Source organism: Priestia aryabhattai (assembly GCF_023715685.1).
Lineage (GTDB): Bacteria > Bacillota > Bacilli > Bacillales > Bacillaceae_H > Priestia > Priestia aryabhattai_B.
The window spans coordinates 300,169-318,699 of record NZ_JAMBOQ010000001.1 but is presented as its reverse complement, the minus strand read 5'-3'; the positions used below and the strand labels follow the sequence as shown (position 1 = coordinate 318,699).

Genomic DNA, 18,531 nt, shown 5'->3' with positions numbered 1-18,531 from the left:
TCAATGATTTCAAAGGCTTTTTTTATTTATATAACGTGACGATTCCAGTGACGGTGAGCTGAAATAGCTTCAATAAATTCATCTGTAAAGTGTGTAGAATCTCCAGTTACGACACCGGGACTACTGTCTAATCCAGCAGCTTGCAGCCACTTAACACCTTCATCTGTCGCGCCAATCGGTTTGAAATGCTCGAATGCTTCTTGAGCAAACGTCAGTGCTTCTTTACGAAACTTCTCATCAGTTGACGAACTTCCGACAACATAAACCGCATCGAATAAGACAGAATCAGTTGTTAAAAACGTGTGCTGTACTTCAAGTTCTGAGCCGTCTGTTCCTTTTACGTTTTGAAGCGTTGTGTTTACAATTTCAGGCTGAATGCCCTGTTGTTTTAAACTGTTTAACACTTGTGGTAGGTCACTGTTAAAGTCATTAGCTACAATGACAGCTACTTTACGCGTATTCGGCTTTTTAATCGTCTGTTCCTGACTAAGAGCCGGAGACGACTTGGTCACGGGCGCGTCTTCTCCTGATGGAGGCGTCGCACCAATCGCTTGTGCTATTTTTTTAGCTAGCACTGTACTGACGTTGGCAAACATATCGACGACCTGCTGCTGAACAGACTTGCTTTTCACTTTTCCAAGTTCAAAGCTGAAGGCACTGATAATATGCTCTTTTTCAGGGTCGCTCATGCTATTCCAAAATAGCGTTGCCTGTGAAAAGTGGTCTTTAAAACTTTCGCTGCGGCTTCGAACTTTTCTTCCTTCCACTTTTTCTTGATAGTGAGCATAACCGCCCTCTGACTCAGGGACAGGAGCAGGCGTGTTGGCTACAAGAGAGTTTCTGTGATAGCTGACAGGTCCTTTGTTAATCGTTTGGCGTCCGTAACCGTCTCGTTGGTTATTATGAAACGGGCATATAGGACGGTTGATTGGAAGTTCGTGAAAATTCGGACCGCCCAGACGAATAAGCTGGGTATCCGTGTATGAAAACAATCTTCCTTGCAGCAGAGGATCGTTAGAGAAATCAATTCCCGGTACCACATGCCCCGGATGAAATGCGACTTGTTCTGTTTCGGCAAATACGTTGTCTACATTTCGATTTAAGGTCATTTTTCCAACCAATTTGACGGGAATGTCTTCTTCTGGCCAAAGCTTAGTTGGATCGAGAATGTCAAAGTCGAACTTAAATTCATCTTCCTCAGCTATGATTTGAATGCCTAGCTCATATTCAGGATAGTATCCGTTTTCAATCGACTCCCATAAATCGCGGCGATGAAAATCAGGGTCTTTCCCAGAAATTGTTTGAGCTTCGTCCCAAACAAGGGAATGCGTTCCGAGCACAGGCTTCCAATGGAATTTGACAAAATGAGCTTTTCCTTCTGCATTAACTAAGCGAAAAGTATGTACGCCGAAGCCTTCCATCATACGCAAGCTGCGAGGAATTGCACGGTCTGACATTGACCACATGACCATGTGAGCAGACTCTTGGTTATTGGCGACAAAATCCCAAAACGTATCATGTGCTGAAGCCGCCTGCGGCATTTCGTTATGTGGCTCAGGCTTAACAGCGTGAATTAAATCCGGGAATTTAATCGCATCTTGGATGAAGAACACGGGAATGTTATTGCCAACTAAGTCATAGTTTCCTTCCTCCGTATAAAATTTTGTTGCAAAACCACGTGCGTCGCGCACTGTTTCAGCTGAACCTTTAGAACCTGCTACAGTAGAGAAACGGACAAATACAGGCGTTTTTACAGACGGGTTCTGTAAAAATTTAGCTTTTGTATATTCACTGAGAGAGTCATACAGCTCAAATTCTCCGTGAGCAGCGAAGCCGCGTGCGTGAACGATGCGTTCTGGAATGCGTTCATGGTCAAAATGCGTCATTTTTTCACGAAAATGAAAGTCTTCCATAAGGGTTGGGCCACGTTCACCTGCTTTTAAAGAAAATTCATCTTCGGAAAGCTTTAACCCTTGATTGGTTGTGAGCGCTTGGTTTCTATCATCTGTTTTAAACTGCTCGAGCTGTTCTTGCTTGCTTTTTTCATTTACAGGGTGCTTTTTTGTCATACCTGTCTTCCTCCTTGACCTTCAATTAATAATCATTACAAAATGTGTACCCTATCAAAAGTTGACGCAAACAGAAATGTTGGAATTTTTTCGTAGGAAATCCGTTATTTTCTTGTTATGATTATGAATAAGTATTCATAAATAAGAAAATAAAAGGAGAGGGGATACATAGATGAAAACACGGGTAACAGATTTGTTAGGAATTCAATATCCAATTGTACAAGGAGGTCTGGCGTATTTAGCGTACGCAGAGCTCGCTGCTGCTGTCTCAAATGCAGGAGGGCTTGGACAAATTACAGCTATGACGCTCCGAACACCTGAGAAACTTCGAGCTGAAATTAAGAAAGTACGTTCTTTAACTGCGCGTCCTTTTGGCGTTAATTTTGCCGTTGGTGGTCAAACAGAAGGTTCTTATAAAGAACTTCTCGACGTAGCAGTGGAAGAAGGTGCTCCGGTTGTCTCCATAACAGGAGCAAACCCTGCACCTATTTTTGAGAGATTAAAAGGAACGGGAATTAAAACGCTCGTGCTGGTAGCCAACGTTCGTCAAGCTCAAAAAGCTGAGAAGTTAGGAGCAGATGCCGTTATGGCAGTGGGGCAAGAAGCCGGAGGACATATCGGACGTGAGGATCTCGGCACAATGGTGTTAATTCCTCGAGTAGCTGCAGCTGTGTCAATTCCGGTACTTGCAAGCGGAGGAATTGGAAACGGACAAGGATTATTGGCAGCGTTATCATTAGGCGCTGAAGGTATTGAAATGGGAACACGTTTTATTGCGACAAAAGAATGTGTAGATGCTCATGATGCGTATAAACAAGCTATTGTAGAAGCAAAAGAAACCGATACTGTGGTTATTAAACGTTCGTTCGGAGCACCTGGGCGTGTATTAAAGTCTGACTATACTCTTGACATTATTGAACGTGAACAACAAGGTGAGAGGTACGAAGAGTTAAAAGACGTCATTAGCGGAGGGGCAAACTGCCGGTATATTTATGAAAATAAAGTTGATGAAGGCTTTGGATGGGCAGGTCAAGTCGTTGGACTGATTGAGCGTATCCCAACGGTGCAAGAGCTGTTTGACAGTATGATAGAAGAAGCGCAAGCCGGTTCTAAACGACTGCTGAGCATCGTAGAAAAAGAGTAGGTATACAAGCCGTCATACTGCAGCAATTATTCGCATATTTATAATCTATATCTCTAAATGAGGTGAGAGAATGAGAAGGGTGCGAGCATTTGCTATTATGACGTTTTTATTAGTAGGTTCAGGGTATGCAATTTTTACTAAAAAAGAAGAAAGTTCCAAAATGCAGCAAGCACAAGCGTACGAAGAGGCAAAGCCTGTTATTAAACAAATGGACAAACTGGATATTTGGCATAAAATCAGCAGCGGTTTAACAGAAGCGGGCTATAAATCAAGGGGCGTGAATTCATCACTTTACTCAAAGGACAGAGTAGAGCTGGATGTGTATATGGAGCCTTCCGTTTCATCTGATGTTAAAACGCAAGAAAGCATTAAACGAATGGTATATAAAATACTGGAAGAAAATAAGTTTCAGCAAAAGGCCTTTCATGTAACAATCAAATTCCTGCCCGAAAAACAAGCAAACTAGACTTGTCTCGGGCAGGAAATTCTTTTATTAAAATGCTTTTTCATTGGCTGCTGGAATACTCTCTGGGAGGGAAATTTCAGCATTTTTGGGCTGATACGCAATTTTTCCGTCCAGCACATCATTTGCTTTTTGTAGGTCTAATAAATTTTCCCATCGTGCGATAATAAAAGCAGCTACCGCATAACCAATAATATTAACTGTTGTCCGATAATTACCCATAAAGCGATCAGGAGCGAGCATCAGAGCAACGGCTGCTACTGGAATGGATCCAGTCGCTGCTGCGGTCGCAGAGAGAGCAACAAAGGCTGATCCTGGAATACCAGCCATTCCTTTAGACGTAAGAAGCAGGACACCAAGCATCAAAAGCTGATCTGTCAGGCTCAAGTCCACGCCCGTTGCTTGTGCTAAAAAGACGAGGGCAAGAGACAAGTAAATGGAAGCACCGTCTAGATTAAACGAATAGCCCGTAGGCACAACAAGACCAACGACTGCTTTGTTGCATCCTGCTTGTTCGAATTTATCCATAAGCTGCGGCATAACGGCTTCAGTGGAGCCCGTGGCAAATGCCAGCATAATTTCTTCTCGTATATATAGAATGACTTTCCATAAACTTAATTTTAAATAGATTCGTAAAATAACAGCTAAGACAAGAACAAATGCTAGACAAGCAATTGTCATAGCGATAAATAGCTTTCCGAATGCAGCAAGCGTTCCAAGACCGTACTGACTAACTGCAAATGCCATGGCACTAAACGTGGCGAGAGCCGTTAACTTCATAATGTATCCCATAATTTTAAACAACACATCATTTACTTTTTCTAATACATTTAAAAGGGTCTCTGCTGTTTTTCCACCTATATGGACAAGCGCGATGCCGAACAAACAAGAAATTAAAAGCACTTGAAGCATTGAGTTGCTTGAAAAAGCACCAACTGCACTGTCTGGAATCATATTAAGAAAAAAATCACCTTCACTCGGAAGTTCGGAGCCGTTTGTCTTCGCGTCCACTTCGCTTGTGCTTAGGCTTGAAGGATCGACATTCATACCGGTGCCGGGATTCATTACGTTCGCTACTAATAGACCGATCAATAGAGCGAATGTTGTGATAATTTCGAAGTAAAGAATGGTTTTTCCACCGATACGCCCAACTGTTTTAATGTTTCCAACCTTGGCAATTCCGACAACGACTACTCCAAAAATAAGAGGAGCAATCAGCATTTTGATGAGCTTAATAAAACCGTCTCCAATCGGTTTCACAGCATTCCCAAAGCTTGGCCATAGATATCCTACCGCTATACCGAGTATAATTGCCATCATAATTTGAAAGAAAAGACCTTTATAAAAAGGTTTTTGCTTACTTTTTGCTGCTGTTTGTGTCATGTGTTCTCCCTTCGTCGTACATTTTTTGGATATCACAATAGATGTTATGTTTTTTTACATTTTAACGTAAGGTTGTTTGAGGTGTCATTAGTCTCATTGACTAAAATTCAATAAAAATATTGGTTGAAGTGTATAAGAAGAGAAGTAAAGTGGTTTAAATCATTATTATTTTTAATGTGGATCTTTAAAAAAACTAATAAAAAGCACATGCAAAGGCATGTGCTTTTATTTGTTAAATTAATTTAATTCCGCTAATTAAAATGATGGTCGCCATAATGGCTTGAAGCGGTCTTGAAGGCACTTTAGTTGATAAACGGCTTCCGAGTAACACACCTGGAATAGATCCAGTTAATAGATTAGCAGTCAACATATAATCAACGCTTCCAAAGCTTGCATTTAAAATACCAGCCACCGTAACGAGAAGAAACGCATGTGCAATATCAGTTCCAACCAGCTCAGATGTTTTTAGCTTAAATAAGTACAGCATTGCAATCGCAAATAATGAGCCCGAACCAATCGATGTTAGTCCGACAATGAATCCAAAGACTACGCCAATTCCAATTGTTAAGCCTTTTTTCTGATCTAAGTCCATTTCCTGAAAACGATTTGGCCGAATTAGTTTATCAAAAAAGACGCGAAAGATAATTGAAATTGCAACCAGTGTCATTACATACCCAAGAGCGTGCTTAATAATCGTTTCTTGATGCTCGTGAAAAGATGGAAATGCATGAAGTGTGACAATGGCAAGCACAGCGCTCGGAATACTTCCGATGGCTAAATATTTTGCTAATTTAAAGTTAATGGTTCGCTGTTTGTAGTGCTGAGCGACTCCGAATAATTTTGTGATAGAATTGTAGACAAGATCTGTTCCTACGGCAATGGAAGGGTTAATGCCGAGTACAATCAGTAAAGGCGTTAATAAAGCGGCTCCTCCAACCCCCGTTAAGCCTACAAGGGTTCCAACGAATAATCCCATTAAGGTAATTGATAGTTCCATATTTCGTCCTCCTACTCTCAAAACCAAGTACATTGATCTGATTATAGAGCATTATCACTCATATGTAAATAAAATTCTGAATATTTTTAGTGAAGTTGAAAAGGTTTTCTTAGCCTTCACTATTTTAGGGAACGGACGATAAAGTCATAGGAAGTTATAAAAAAGTAAATAGAATACGTTTATTTATCTATGATTACGCTCTAATTTGTGTTACAAATGTAGATGCAATAAAAGAGTTTATTTTTATCTGATTTGAAAGACCGGTGAATACATGAGTTTTGTCACAAAAGATTTGTTAATTAATTTTTTATTTATTTTATTGGCGCTGTTTTTAGTGCAGATGTTTTATTTGATTAAGTATGCTAAAAAAATTCATTGGTGGAAAGATCGTTATATCGCGGTATTTCCGATTTTAGCTATTACCTTTTGCCTTTTGTTTCCGGTTAACGGAGCTTATGTCCCGGATGATTATCGAATGGATTTACGAAGAATCCCTTATATTTTAGGAACGTTATATGGAGGCTGGCCGCTAGGAAGCTTGCTTTTTGTCTTTATTTTACTGCTGCGCTTGCTAATTGGCGGGTACGATGTAGGATTTTTATCAACATTAATTGCTCTTCCGATTTTATCCATTCCTTTATTTTTCATAACGAAATACTTTTTACATTTCTCATTAAAAAATAGAATTATCGTAAGCACATGTCTTAGTGTAATCGGTTCTTTATTAGCTATGCTTGTATCTATTTTTGTCTTACACGTAACGAGCATCCCTATTAGCGTGTGGGTTCAGTTCGCGATTTTAGATGTCGCAGGAATGTTCGTGATTACCGTACTATGGGAAGCGATACGAGCAAATTTATTAGTGCTGCAGCGCCTGATGAAAGCAGAAAAGCTAGAAATTGTCAGTCATTTAGCCGCCAGCATCTCTCATGAGGTGCGAAATCCTCTAACAGCAAGCAGAGGATTTATGCAGATGCTGCAAGAAGATGAAAAAGAACCCGCTAAAAAACGCTACATTTCGATTGCCATTAATGAACTAGACCGTGCAAAAGAAATCATTGATGATTACTTGCTGTTTGCCAATTCCGCTCCAGAACGAAATGAAAAAATGAATATTTCAGAAGAAATTCATCATGTCACCCATATTATGACGCCTCTTGCCAATATGAATGGAGTCGCTATTGATTTTACATTTGATGAAGAAGTGAAGTTCTTCGTAATGGGAGAGAGAAGAAAGCTTCAGCAGTGTCTAATCAATTTATTTAAAAATAGTATTGAAGCCATGCAAAATGGAGGCACGTTAACCGTTAAAGTAGCAAAAGAAGGCGGGGCTGTTATCGTTGATATTATCGATACAGGCTGCGGTATGACGCAAGAACAAATCAATCGGTTAGGCGAACCGTACTTTACAACAAAAGAAAAAGGTACGGGGCTTGGAACGATGGTATCTTTCAGTATTATTCATTATATGAAGGGAAAAGTGAGTGTGTCTAGCATAAAAGGAAAAGAAACGTGCTTTTCACTTCAATTTCCCCTTTGCGAATAAAGAGCAGCTTTAGGACTGCTTTTTATTTAATGAAGTTCACTCACGTACTGATCAATCATCGCCTGCAGTTTTTCTAGCTTCGTTTTACTTTTGTTAACAGGCAGCTGCTTTAAGGAATGAAGAGCACTATCAACAACAAACTTGCGAGGATTCGATTGTTTAAACAGCTCTTCTTCAATAAAGCTAATAAGCTCTGTGCATTTTTGACGTTCGAATTCATCAGTAAATTGTTTGTGAACTTGTTTTTTTAAATCAATAAGTGCTGTAGAAATGTCCTGTTCTATTTGATTTCTGGTATTCGGGCAGGATGGAAGCCATTCTTTGATTGTTTGCGGATCGAGCAAAATGTCTCCTGAACTTGCTACTTCGTCTACAAGAGGAAACAAGCGCTTGACGCTGTAGCTTATGATCTCATGTGGGTCAGTATTTGTGCCGTTAACCATAAAATTATAGTGAAAGTTACGATGAAGTATACCAAGAAACATAATTGCACAATCTAGTAGATATGGTTTCTTTTCTTGTCCAAATAAATCAATGAACCGTTTATAAATCCAGTTTACTTCAATAAACTGGGTTTTTTTTATGTATGACTTTAAATCAGGATCATTGGAAACAAATACTTCTTCAAGTAATGTAAAAAATTTATGTTTATGATGGTTTTTCATCTGCGCATCGATTTGTTTAATAAATACATCTATATCGGTCAGGCTTTTACCAACCAACAGCTGATTGCGCTCTTGTTCAATGGTTGTATGAAGCCATGTAAAAACAGCGATTAATAATTCATTTTTTGATGAAAAATAGTTGTAGAATGTTCCTTTTGAAATGCCGCTATAATCAATGATGTCTTGAATAGATGTAGCTTGAAATCCTTTTTCAACGAAGAGATGGTGTGCATTTTTCACAACTTGCTGCTTTCGATTATTCATTATTATCACCTAAATATAAAAAAATTAGACTCATGGTCCAACTTTATGATACATGATTTAAAGCGTTTACACAAATGTTCTTTTTAAAACGGATTAGCGATATCCCGTCGATATATTGATATAAAAGGATTATAGGACTAAAAAAGTCGAATGAGTAAAGGGTATTAACGCAGGATTTTTCGCTTGCATAAATTGAACTCAGAGTATAACATACTCTATGTAGAACATGTGTCTAAAAAAATGAACTTAAAGTATAAGGAGGTACAATAATGAGTCAATCAATAAATCAAATGGAAAAGCCGCCGTATGGCATAATTGCTATTTTGTTAATTGGCGCTTTTATCTCATTGTTGAATGAAACGTTATTAAACGTGGCGCTGCCGTCTATCATGAAAGACTTAGATGTGACAACGTCAACTGTCCAGTGGCTTTCTACTGGTTATATGTTGGTGAATGGTATTATGATTCCAACTACCGCTTTTTTAATTCAGCGCTATTCTGTCAGAGGATTATTTTTAACGGCGATGACTTTATTTACAGCAGGAACGATACTTGCCGGTGCTTCGCCCGTATTTTCTGTATTGTTAACCGCTCGTATTATTCAAGCATCAGGCGCGGCCATCATGATGCCGCTTTTAATGAACGTATTGCTAACAAGTTTTCCATTAGAAAAACGCGGAGCTGCGATGGGGATTTTCGGTTTAGTTATGATTTTTGCTCCGGCAATTGGTCCTACATTATCAGGGTGGCTAATTGAACACTATGAGTGGAGAATGCTGTTCCACCTTGTTACGCCGATTGCGGCAATTGTATTAATAGGCGCTTTCTTCCTATTAAAAGACAAAAAAGAAAAAGTGGAAATCAATTTGGATTTCTTATCCCTTGTGTTATCTACAATTGGATTTGGAGGACTTCTATACGGATTTAGCTCAGCAGGAGATAAAGGCTGGGATTCTATGGAAGTGTACGGCACAATTATCGTAGGAGCTGTGGCTCTGATTTTATTTATTACGCGTCAGTTCAAGTTAGAAACACCTATGCTTGAATTCCGCATTTTTAAATATCCAATGTTTGCTTTATCGTCAACGATTTCAATGGTGATCACAATGGCATTATTCTCAGCGATGCTGTTAATGCCAATTTATGTTCAAACCGTACGAGGCATTTCTCCGCTTCATTCAGGACTATTAATGCTTCCGGGTGCGTTATTAATGGGTGTGATGTCACCGATTACCGGAAAATTATTTGATAAATTCGGAGCGCGTGCACTGGCTGTAACGGGTCTAGCTATTACAGCGGTTACGACGTATTTCTTCAGTAACTTAGAGCTTAATACGACGTATACAACGCTCATTACGCTTTACACGCTTCGCATGTTCGGAATGTCTATGGTTATGATGCCGGTTATGACAAACGGGTTAAATCAGCTGCCGCAGCGCTTTAATCCGCATGGTACTGCGATGAATAATACGCTTCAACAAGTATCGGGAGCTATTGGTTCGGCTCTTTTAGTAACGGTGATGTCAAACCGTACAGCTACGCATGCAAAAGAGCTGGCTCAAGATGCAATGAGCGGAGCAGGGTCAGCTAATGCAACGGCAGCCGGGGCAGCTCAAATCAAAGAACAAATTGGGATGCAGGCAATGGTGCAAGGAATTAACGATGCGTTTGCCGTCTCAGTAGTACTAGTGGTGGTTGCATTAATTCTTTCATTGTTTATGAAACGCGCAACGCCAGCAAGTGAAGATGAAGTGGTAAAGGAAAAAGCAGGACGCGAGCAGTTTGCTAAATAAAAAAAAATCCCCGCTTAGACAGCGGGGATTTTTTTAGCTTGTATATCTAAAGCTTAAGCCCATTTTCTTTAATAATTTCCGGTAGCCAATGGACGTTTGATCAGCCATAATATGCGCTTCCATCTGCAGGTCTAAAGGCAAGTCTTCAGGCTTTTGGTTTTCAACCATTTCACGGTCTTCGTCAAAGACGCGAAGATTAAAGTCATACACACCTTCGACACTCGAATCTTTGTCAAAGTTTCGAGCGATTGGCGCGAATAAACGCGTTTCGCGGGCTGAAATAGGAGAGACTGCGTTCATAATCCACAGCTCTGCGCCTTGCGGGAAGTAAACCTTTAATGTAGCTGTAAACGGCGGATAAACATCAAAGACGCGAAGCCATTTAAAATCGGGTGGATTTAAATGCTGCTGTTCTTTAGAATAATTGCTCACGGTGCTCGTATATTCTACATGAAGCCCATAATCTGTTTCGCTTACTTTATATTTAGGCACAAAAGCGTTGTTTCGATCGCCAAACGTGTCCGTGTGAACCCAAGCAAAATGAGCTACGTCTAAAAAGCCTTCCATTTGACGACCGGCTGAACCCATGATATCAAAACTCGGACAAACAATTTGCTGAAAATCAGGGTCATCCCACGCATCGAAATAAGGCAGGTTATCTTGTTCTCCTGTCAGGGAAGTCCACACTAATCCAAATCGTTCAATAACTGGATAGACGGCCATGCACAGGCGGGGAGAAATGTTGGCGTCGGGGTGAGCTGGAATCGACGTGCATGCGCCGTCTGTTGCATAGCGGAAGCCGTGGTAAGGACAGATAATCTCATCATCTTCCACCCAGCCCATGCTAAGCGGTGTACCTCGGTGAACGCATAAATCACGAGCCGCTACAACCTTGTTTGTGGTGCGGTATAGAACTAGATTTACATCTAGTAACTTTACGGACGTTGGTTTCTCTGTTACATCACTACAGCGTGCGACGGGGTACCAATACTTGGCGAGCGTCGTCCAATCTTCTAGGCTGAACGTGCAGTCTCTTGGGTAGGGAGTTGCCGTTTTTGATTTGGTCATGGTTGGTTGTTGTTCCATCTATTTTCTTCCCTTCTTTTGTAAGCTCTTTTACTAAGGGTAATATAGAAAAAGAAAATTCACACAATTTATGTAAGGAGTTCTAACATAAAATATGGAACTTTGTAGAAAGTGCGAATTTCAGAAGACGCAAATTAGAGAATATACCAATAAAAAAATTTAAAAAAGCGCTTCCTAAATGAATTTAAACGTGATATAATTTTCCAAGACGCTGGTGTAGCTCAGTAGGTAGAGCACTTGCATGGTAAGCAAGAGGTCGCAGGTTCGATCCCTGTCGCTAGCATACTAAAAAACCTTCTTTCTTGTTGAAAGGAGGTTTTTTTATTTTTGTTGGCTTTAAAATTATTCTTCCTCACCTTGTGAAAACTTTAACAGTTTGATAGCTTTATTAGGAAGCTGTTAGAAAACATGTGTATCTTTTCCACTAAGTCTTATGAATCATATTTAAAAATATTCTTAAAAGAATGTTTATTGCTTCTAAGTATTGGGTACACGAAACTAGGGGTTAAATTTCAACAGGGAGTGTGAACGATAATTTGATTACGTTTAAGAATGTGTCAAAGCAATACCCAGACGGTACAACTGCCGTGAAAAATATTAATCTAGAAATTAAAGAAGGGGAGTTTTTCGTTTTAATTGGTCCGAGTGGGTGTGGGAAAACAACCACCTTAAAAATGATTAACCGTCTTCATGATATTACCGAAGGAGAACTATACATAAAAGATAAGCTCGTATCGGACCACAACATACATGAGTTACGCTGGAACATTGGTTATGTCTTGCAGCAGATTGCTCTTTTTCCTCATATGACCATTGCCGAAAATATAGCCATTGTACCCGAGATGAAGCATTGGAAGAAAAATAAAATCAAAAAGCGCATTGATGAACTGCTTACCTTGGTAGGACTAGACCCAAAGCAGTATCGAAACCGAAAGCCGTCTGAGCTCTCAGGTGGCCAGCAGCAACGTGTCGGTGTAGCACGTGCCCTCGCAGCTGATCCTCCCGTTATTTTAATGGACGAACCCTTTAGTGCCCTCGATCCGTTAAGCCGCGAACAGCTTCAGCAAGATGTTATTAGCTTAAAAGAAAAAATCAAAAAAACATTTGTGTTTGTTACGCATGATATGAGCGAAGCGATGACGCTTGGAGATCGTATTTGCCTGATGAAAGATGGAGAAATTGTCCAAGTTGGAACGCCGGAAGAATTCATTCAAAAGCCTAAAAATGAATTTGTAAAAACGTTTATTGGAAATCAAGGCAATGCTTTATTTGAGACATTGGATATGTTTGTAAAAAAAAGTGAACAACCAGACGTAGAAGCAACTGAAGAGTTAGCTTCAACCGCCACTGTTCAGCAAGCAATGGACGCCCTTTACGACCATGAAGCAGTAGCCGTGAAAAAAGGGAGCAAGCGCATTGGCGTTGTAACGCGCAAAACTCTATTAGCGTTTCTTTCTGATAAAATGAAAGAAGGAGGAACGCTGTAATGAATACACTGAGCACATTATTAGATCAACGGGGAGACACACTGTTTCAAGCTCTTCTAGAACACATCCAAATTTCAGTACTGGCTCTTGTTATCGCCGTGTTAATTTCAGTGCCGCTCGGGCTGTACTTAACGAGGCATGACCGCATTGCTGAACCTATCATTGGGGTAACAGCCGTACTGCAAACCATTCCTTCACTCGCTTTATTAGGATTACTAATTCCTCTTGTCGGAATTGGAACTTTTCCCGCGGTTATTGCACTGTTTTTATATTCGCTTCTTCCTATTGTACGAAATACATATACCGGAATTAAAGAAGTGGACCCATCTTTAATTGAAGCATCCAAAGCGATGGGGATGAACTCGTGGAGACGATTAATTAAAGTAGAACTTCCTCTTGCACTTCCTGTCATTATGGCTGGAATTCGCACAGCGATGGTACTGATTATTGGTACAGCGACAATCGTGGCTCTTATCGGAGCAGGCGGACTGGGAAGCTTAATTTTGCTTGGTATTGACCGAAGTGATAATAGTTTGATTTTATTAGGAGCCATTCCAGCAGCATTATTAGCGCTTATTTTCGATGGAATTCTGCGAACGATTGAACACTCGGCTAAAAAAGGATCTAAAAAACGCTCGTTCATTATGATTATCGTATTAATACTCATTCTTGTTTCTCCGTTTGCTGCGATGAGCGCAACAAAACCAGACCTTGTTATCGGAGGGAAAATTGGCGCAGAACAAGATATTTTAATTAATATGTACAAAGAATTAATTGAAGATCAAACCGATATGAAAGTAAATCTGCGTTCGTCACTTGGAAAAACGGTATTTGTATTTGAGGCTCTGCGTAACAAGGAGATTGATTTGTACCCTGAGTATACGGGTACAGCCATTGTGACGCATCTAAAGGAACAGCCGGACAGCAAAGATGAAACACAGGTGTACAATCAAGCAAAAGAAGGATTTCAAAAGAAATTCGGCCTTGTCTATTTAGATCCAATGAAGTTTAATAATACGTACACATTGACAGTAACAAAAGAATTTGCAAAAGAAAATAATCTAACGACTATTTCGGATTTGGCAAATGCAAGAGATAAAGTAAAAGCAGGGTTGACGCTTGAGTTTAAAGATCGTGAAGACGGCTATGTAGGCATTCAGAAAGAATATGGCCTTACCTTCCCGAATATTAAAACGATGGAGCCCAAGCTTCGCTATCGCGCTGTAGAAAAAGGCGATATTAACATGCTTGATGCTTACGCAACGGATCCTGAAATCAAACAGTTTGGTTTAAAAGTCTTAAAAGACGACCAGCAGTTCTTCCCTCCGTATCAAGGAGCGCCTGTGCTTCGTGAAGATACGCTAAAAGAGCACCCTGAACTGAAAAAAATCTTAAATCAACTGGGCGGTAAAATCAGTGACGACGAAATGCGTGAAATGAACTATCAAGTAAATGCGAAAGGGAAAACGGCTGAAGAAGTCGCTCATCAATTCTTAGTGAAAAAAGGATTAATTAAAGAATAAAAATGAAAAAAAAGCAATTACAGGCACCAGCTGCTGTGTAATTGCTTTTTTATTGTGAGAAAACTGCGCATTAATGAAAATAAGGTCTTATGAACAAGCTAAAGGTACCGAATTTGTTTTCTGATGGAAGGGAGGCGCCGGTATGAATAGGTTTTTTACGTGTCATCCTGTACAACATTCCTTTCAGCTTTTTTCAGTTGAACATCTTGTAACTTTAGCCATCATCGTTGTCATAGGAGCATGTATTTTTTGGTGTCGAAAGCAGCTGAGAAGGAAGATGTGTGTGTTCGGTTTGCTTTCATTCGTTCTAATAGCTTCAGAAGTGGCCTACCAGGCTTGGGAAATCGACTGCCATCAGTGGTCTGCTAAAACTTCTTTGCCTCTTCAGCTAAGTGATATAGTCGTGCTGCTGGCTGCTGTTATGCTGATAACCAAAAGCAGGTTTCTTTTTTATTTTGTGTACTTCGCAGGAATCAGCAGCTCTGTTCAAGCGATGATTACCCCAGACCTTGGCGGTTATGCGTATGCCCAGTTTCGCTATGTGCAGTTCTATGTATCTCATGGCGGTGTGGTACTTGCTTGCTGTGTGCTAATTGCTACCTGCAGATATCAGCCGACATTTCGTTCTTTATGGGTAAGCGTGCTGTTTGTTAATCTTTATGGAGCTTTTATCTATATAATGAATCGTTTGATCGGTGCGAATTATTTATACATGATGAAAAAGCCAGGGCACGCTTCCTTGTTGGATATTCTAGGACCTCATCCTTGGTATTTAGTATGGGTTGAGGGAATCATGATTCTTAGCTTTCTTGTCCTTTATCTGCCGTTTTGGATACATAAGAAAATCAAAGGGGATAAAAGCGAAATCAATTTTGTTGAAGAAGAATGATAATACTGGTAGTTTATAAGTGTAAACTAGCTCGGATTTCCTGACTAAAAAGGAAAGAATGACTGAACAAGCTGTTAGAGGCAAGCATAAAAAATAGGAAAGAATAAAGCAAGCACAGACATCAGAAGGAGAGTATCAAAATGAAAACACTGATTATTTTAGCACATCCAAACTTAGCATCTTCTCGTATTAATAAAGCGTGGGCAGAGCGAGTAAAAAAAGAAGAGAATGTGTACGTTCATGATTTATACGCAGCCTATCCCGATTCTAAAATTGATGTAGAAAAAGAGCAGGAGTTAGCTGTTCAATTCGATCGTATTGTTTTTCAATTTCCATTTTACTGGTACAGCTCACCAGCACTCTTAAAAGAGTGGCAAGATGTTGTATTAACATACGGATGGGCTTATGGCAGCAAAGGCACTAAACTTCACGGAAAAGAGTTTATCGTGGCTACTTCCACAGGAGGCCCTGCAGAAGCTTATCAAGAAGGCGGCTACAACCGTTATCCAATGAGTAATCTGCTTCTTCCTTTTCAAGCTATGGCAAATTTAACAGGTATGAAGTTCCAAACCCCATTTTTATTTCAAGGAGCAGGCGGTGACCTGAGTGACAAAGTCATGCAAGATAGTGCAGAAAGCTACGCTCAATTACTAAGACAATAAAAAAAGCCGCGTCAAAGCGGCTTTTTAATTTACATTTGTTCGTGAGAAAGAAGTAAGCAGCTTTTGAGGAGCAATATCTAATCCTTCAATTAGTAATCCTGTCATAGCAGTTAGACTCCCGACTTCAAAAGATTCCCCGGCTCTCCAAAATGCTGATTCACCTTGTTTGATATAAATTTTCAGTCCGTTATCGCCAGCTACCCAGCCTTCCCCATGAACGACTAAAAGAAGCTGTGGAATCGTAGCTTCTTGACGGGGGGTATAATCATTTTCTTGAAAAGATAAAAAGCTGATTTTGACATCTCCAGTATGAGAAAGCAATGGGTTTACTTTATAGGTAGAATGAAGAAAGGAACGCTCTTCTTCAGATTGAAAACCATATAATTTCATAATTTCATCTCCTTGACTAAAAAATATAAAAAAGAAGTGCTTCTCATTTCATATACGCATGTGATAGAAAAAATAGAACTCTAAAGAAACAGCTGCTTCCTAGAAAATAGCTTGATTTCATCTCCATTTTTTGTCGAAGCTGAAATTTTTTTGAAGGATAGGGAGGAAAAACAGAAGTTTTTTTGAATAGTATAAAAAAAGGTGTCCGCTAATGGACACCTTTTCCTAATTTAAAAATGACTGTAATGCTTGTTTGTTTTCTTCAAGGTCTATGCTTAAAACAGCACCAATACCGGATACTCGTTCATTTGAATAGGAACCTTCAACCGGTAAACGAAGAGATTTTAAATCTGGCTGATTTCCAACTAAGAAATCTTTTCCTATCACAATAAATGTTTTTGGCGGAATATTCGTATCCACATATGGATCAATGACTCCCCATAGCTTAGGAGCTTTCGCCAGCGTCTTTACTTGAAGAGCTTCATCCATTAATTTACCAATAACTTCTTGTTGACGCTTCACGCGCCCGAAATCACTTTGGCTATCGTGTCGGAATCGCACGTATCCTAGTAATTTATCTCCGTGAAGAGTTTGTTTTCCAGGTTTTAGCGTTATGCCAATTCCTGATGACATTTCGTGTGGCACGGTAACCGTAATTCCATCAGGGGCAATCGTATCGGCAACTTTAGAAAAACCTTTAAAATCAACAACGGCATAATAGTTTACATCTACGCCAAAGTTTTCTTTAATTGTCTTACGCATTAATTCGGGCCCGCCAAATGCATAGGCTGAATTTAATTTGTTTTTGCCATGTCCAGGAATATCCACATATGAATCACGCATCAAAGAAACAATTTTAGGCTGATTGCTGTCTTTGTCATAATGAGCAATCATAATTGTATCGGCACGCGAATGTTCTTCACCTCGAGAGTCAATTCCAAGAAGTAGCACATTCATGCTATCTAAATTGGCACTTGCACCATTAAAATCAAACTGTCCATCTTTCCCAAAAGCTCCGTCTGCTTCTGCTAACCCTTGTTGGTATTGATAATACACATACGCACCAGCGGCGATTAGAAGAATTAGAAAGAAAAGAAGTAGCTTTCTAAAGCGTTTCTTTTTTCTTTGCTTCTTTCTTTTATGTTGTTTACGTTCTGTACGTTCTTCCAAATGTCTCACCATCGCATTCAAAAATATTAATACTTTTTTGTTTGAAACCAATTATGCAAAAAATTATAAAACGACATAATAAAATTAACACTAAGGAATTAGATTAGCAAGTACGTTCACTAGTAAATCTGCAGAGACAGCTAAAATAAGAGAAGTATACAAATAGAAGAAAGAGGAAATAAAGGTTATTTTTTTCGAGGATATTTGTTATAATCTATCATAGTTAGGGAAAAAGTTCTGTCTTTTAAGAATGGAATAAGAGGAAAGTCTCTGTTTGTCGAGGATTAAATATAGGTCTAAATGTAGAAAAAAGGAGTGAAGCGAATGAGTATATATGTGTCATCTTCGAACCTTGTGCTGATTCCAGAAGCGGCGTTGAGTCATTGGAAACCTTATGGCGCGGGGGAATTGACCGGAGCTATTATTTCAGGTAAAGATAGTGCTGAAATAATTAAAGAGCTTAATCAATCGTCTATTCTGCCTTTTACAAGTTTTTTCTATCGAAAGCATTTTGTTATTCTGTTTGATAAAGAACAAGTGAAAAATCATTTTGAACAGCTGCTTTTATTATATAAATCTCAGGGCTATGTTTTTTATTCTGCTACTTTATACGATGATCATTGGTCTCAGGTTCTTGAAGGAACCAAGCAGCTGCTAACGGTAAATGGGCAAGTGGTGCCGGTGCTTGAGCTTGAACAAAACGGTGAATTTGACGTTGTGCGTGATGAAGGTGGTCTGCACATTGTTATAGATGATGATGAAGACGAAGAGAAGCAGCTAGAAAAAAAAGTTCATGAGCTTCCGCTTGAAGAAGGTAACTATTTTATTGGCGATCCGGGATTTATTGAAAACCGAGACATGCTGGTAAAAGAATATTTTCCTAAAGGTACGTACGAATTTATTTATAGATACGGAGAAAATGGCTGGCTGATGAAAGTAAGTATTCAACGAAAAGCGATTAAAGAGCAGCTTACTACTCTTCACGCGGCTTTGTCTTAAC

General features: G+C 39.6%; 16 protein-coding genes and 1 tRNA gene. 10 read left to right on the top strand and 7 right to left on the bottom strand.

What is annotated here, in order from left to right; translation table 11 throughout:
* Positions 1-26: 26 nt before the first annotated feature.
* Positions 27-2,069, bottom strand: coding sequence for a catalase (locus M3225_RS01650; protein ID WP_251390651.1), 2,043 nt, complete (start codon positions 2,067-2,069; stop codon positions 27-29).
* Positions 2,070-2,241: 172 nt separating this feature from the next.
* Between M3225_RS01650 and M3225_RS01645 the strand changes: the two genes are divergently transcribed.
* Both M3225_RS01645 and M3225_RS01640 read left to right on the top strand, forming a co-directional pair.
* The gene (locus tag M3225_RS01645; RefSeq protein WP_251390649.1) at positions 2,242-3,213 is read left to right on the top strand and encodes an NAD(P)H-dependent flavin oxidoreductase; all 972 of its coding nucleotides are present in this window, start codon (positions 2,242-2,244) and stop codon (positions 3,211-3,213) included.
* A gap of 70 nt (positions 3,214-3,283) precedes the next feature.
* Positions 3,284-3,679: a hypothetical protein gene (locus tag M3225_RS01640; RefSeq protein ID WP_251390647.1), complete on the top strand. Its 396-nt coding sequence runs from the start codon at positions 3,284-3,286 to the stop codon at positions 3,677-3,679.
* Positions 3,680-3,706: 27 nt separating this feature from the next.
* On the opposite strand, the gene M3225_RS01635 is transcribed toward M3225_RS01640, so the two are convergent.
* On the bottom strand, positions 3,707-5,059 hold the full coding sequence (locus M3225_RS01635) for a cation:dicarboxylate symporter family transporter (protein ID WP_251390645.1): 1,353 nt from the start codon (positions 5,057-5,059) through the stop codon (positions 3,707-3,709).
* 232 nt (positions 5,060-5,291) lie between these two features.
* Complete coding sequence (locus tag M3225_RS01630) at positions 5,292-6,056, bottom strand: sulfite exporter TauE/SafE family protein (protein ID WP_251390643.1); 765 nt, start codon at positions 6,054-6,056, stop codon at positions 5,292-5,294.
* Between the two features lie 271 nt (positions 6,057-6,327).
* Between M3225_RS01630 and M3225_RS01625 the strand changes: the two genes are divergently transcribed.
* Positions 6,328-7,602: an ATP-binding protein gene (locus tag M3225_RS01625; RefSeq protein ID WP_251390641.1), complete on the top strand. Its 1,275-nt coding sequence runs from the start codon at positions 6,328-6,330 to the stop codon at positions 7,600-7,602.
* Positions 7,603-7,628: 26 nt separating this feature from the next.
* Here M3225_RS01625 and M3225_RS01620 read toward each other — a convergent pair whose 3' ends face one another.
* Positions 7,629-8,531, bottom strand: coding sequence for a TetR/AcrR family transcriptional regulator (locus M3225_RS01620; RefSeq protein ID WP_251390639.1), 903 nt, complete (start codon positions 8,529-8,531; stop codon positions 7,629-7,631).
* Between the two features lie 269 nt (positions 8,532-8,800).
* On the opposite strand from M3225_RS01620, the gene M3225_RS01615 reads away from it, so the two are divergent.
* Positions 8,801-10,324, top strand: a complete 1,524-nt coding sequence (locus M3225_RS01615; RefSeq protein WP_251390637.1) for a DHA2 family efflux MFS transporter permease subunit — start codon at positions 8,801-8,803, stop codon at positions 10,322-10,324.
* Positions 10,325-10,357: 33 nt separating this feature from the next.
* Here M3225_RS01615 and M3225_RS01610 read toward each other — a convergent pair whose 3' ends face one another.
* Positions 10,358-11,410: an aromatic ring-hydroxylating oxygenase subunit alpha gene (locus tag M3225_RS01610; RefSeq protein ID WP_251390636.1), complete on the bottom strand. Its 1,053-nt coding sequence runs from the start codon at positions 11,408-11,410 to the stop codon at positions 10,358-10,360.
* A 210-nt stretch (positions 11,411-11,620) separates the two neighbouring features.
* On the opposite strand from M3225_RS01610, the gene M3225_RS01605 reads away from it, so the two are divergent.
* The 5 genes from M3225_RS01605 to M3225_RS01585 all read left to right on the top strand — a co-directional run bounded on the left by M3225_RS01605 (position 11,621) and on the right by M3225_RS01585 (position 15,971).
* Positions 11,621-11,693: transfer RNA gene (locus M3225_RS01605), tRNA-Thr, on the top strand.
* Between the two features lie 253 nt (positions 11,694-11,946).
* Positions 11,947-12,897, top strand: coding sequence for an ABC transporter ATP-binding protein (locus M3225_RS01600; protein WP_251391842.1), 951 nt, complete (start codon positions 11,947-11,949; stop codon positions 12,895-12,897).
* On the top strand, positions 12,897-14,420 hold the full coding sequence (locus M3225_RS01595) for an ABC transporter permease/substrate-binding protein (protein ID WP_251390634.1): 1,524 nt from the start codon (positions 12,897-12,899) through the stop codon (positions 14,418-14,420). The genes M3225_RS01600 and M3225_RS01595 overlap by 1 nt, the downstream gene beginning before the upstream one ends.
* 142 nt (positions 14,421-14,562) lie before the next feature.
* On the top strand, positions 14,563-15,309 hold the full coding sequence (locus M3225_RS01590; protein WP_251390632.1) for a YwaF family protein: 747 nt from the start codon (positions 14,563-14,565) through the stop codon (positions 15,307-15,309).
* 140 nt (positions 15,310-15,449) lie between these two features.
* A complete protein-coding gene (locus tag M3225_RS01585; RefSeq protein WP_251390630.1) occupies positions 15,450-15,971 on the top strand; it encodes an NAD(P)H-dependent oxidoreductase in 522 nt (173 codons plus the stop codon).
* Between the two features lie 24 nt (positions 15,972-15,995).
* On the opposite strand, the gene M3225_RS01580 is transcribed toward M3225_RS01585, so the two are convergent.
* On the bottom strand, positions 15,996-16,361 hold the full coding sequence (locus M3225_RS01580) for a hypothetical protein (RefSeq protein WP_014458652.1): 366 nt from the start codon (positions 16,359-16,361) through the stop codon (positions 15,996-15,998).
* A 225-nt stretch (positions 16,362-16,586) separates the two neighbouring features.
* Positions 16,587-17,318, bottom strand: a complete 732-nt coding sequence (locus M3225_RS01575) for an LCP family protein (RefSeq protein ID WP_374109809.1) — start codon at positions 17,316-17,318, stop codon at positions 16,587-16,589.
* 537 nt (positions 17,319-17,855) lie between these two features.
* Here M3225_RS01575 and M3225_RS01570 point away from each other — a divergent pair.
* Positions 17,856-18,530 carry a hypothetical protein gene (locus tag M3225_RS01570; RefSeq protein ID WP_251390626.1) on the top strand — a complete coding sequence of 225 codons (675 nt, stop codon included), beginning with the start codon at positions 17,856-17,858 and terminating at the stop codon, positions 18,528-18,530.
* The last annotated feature ends 1 nt before the right edge of the window (position 18,531 follow it).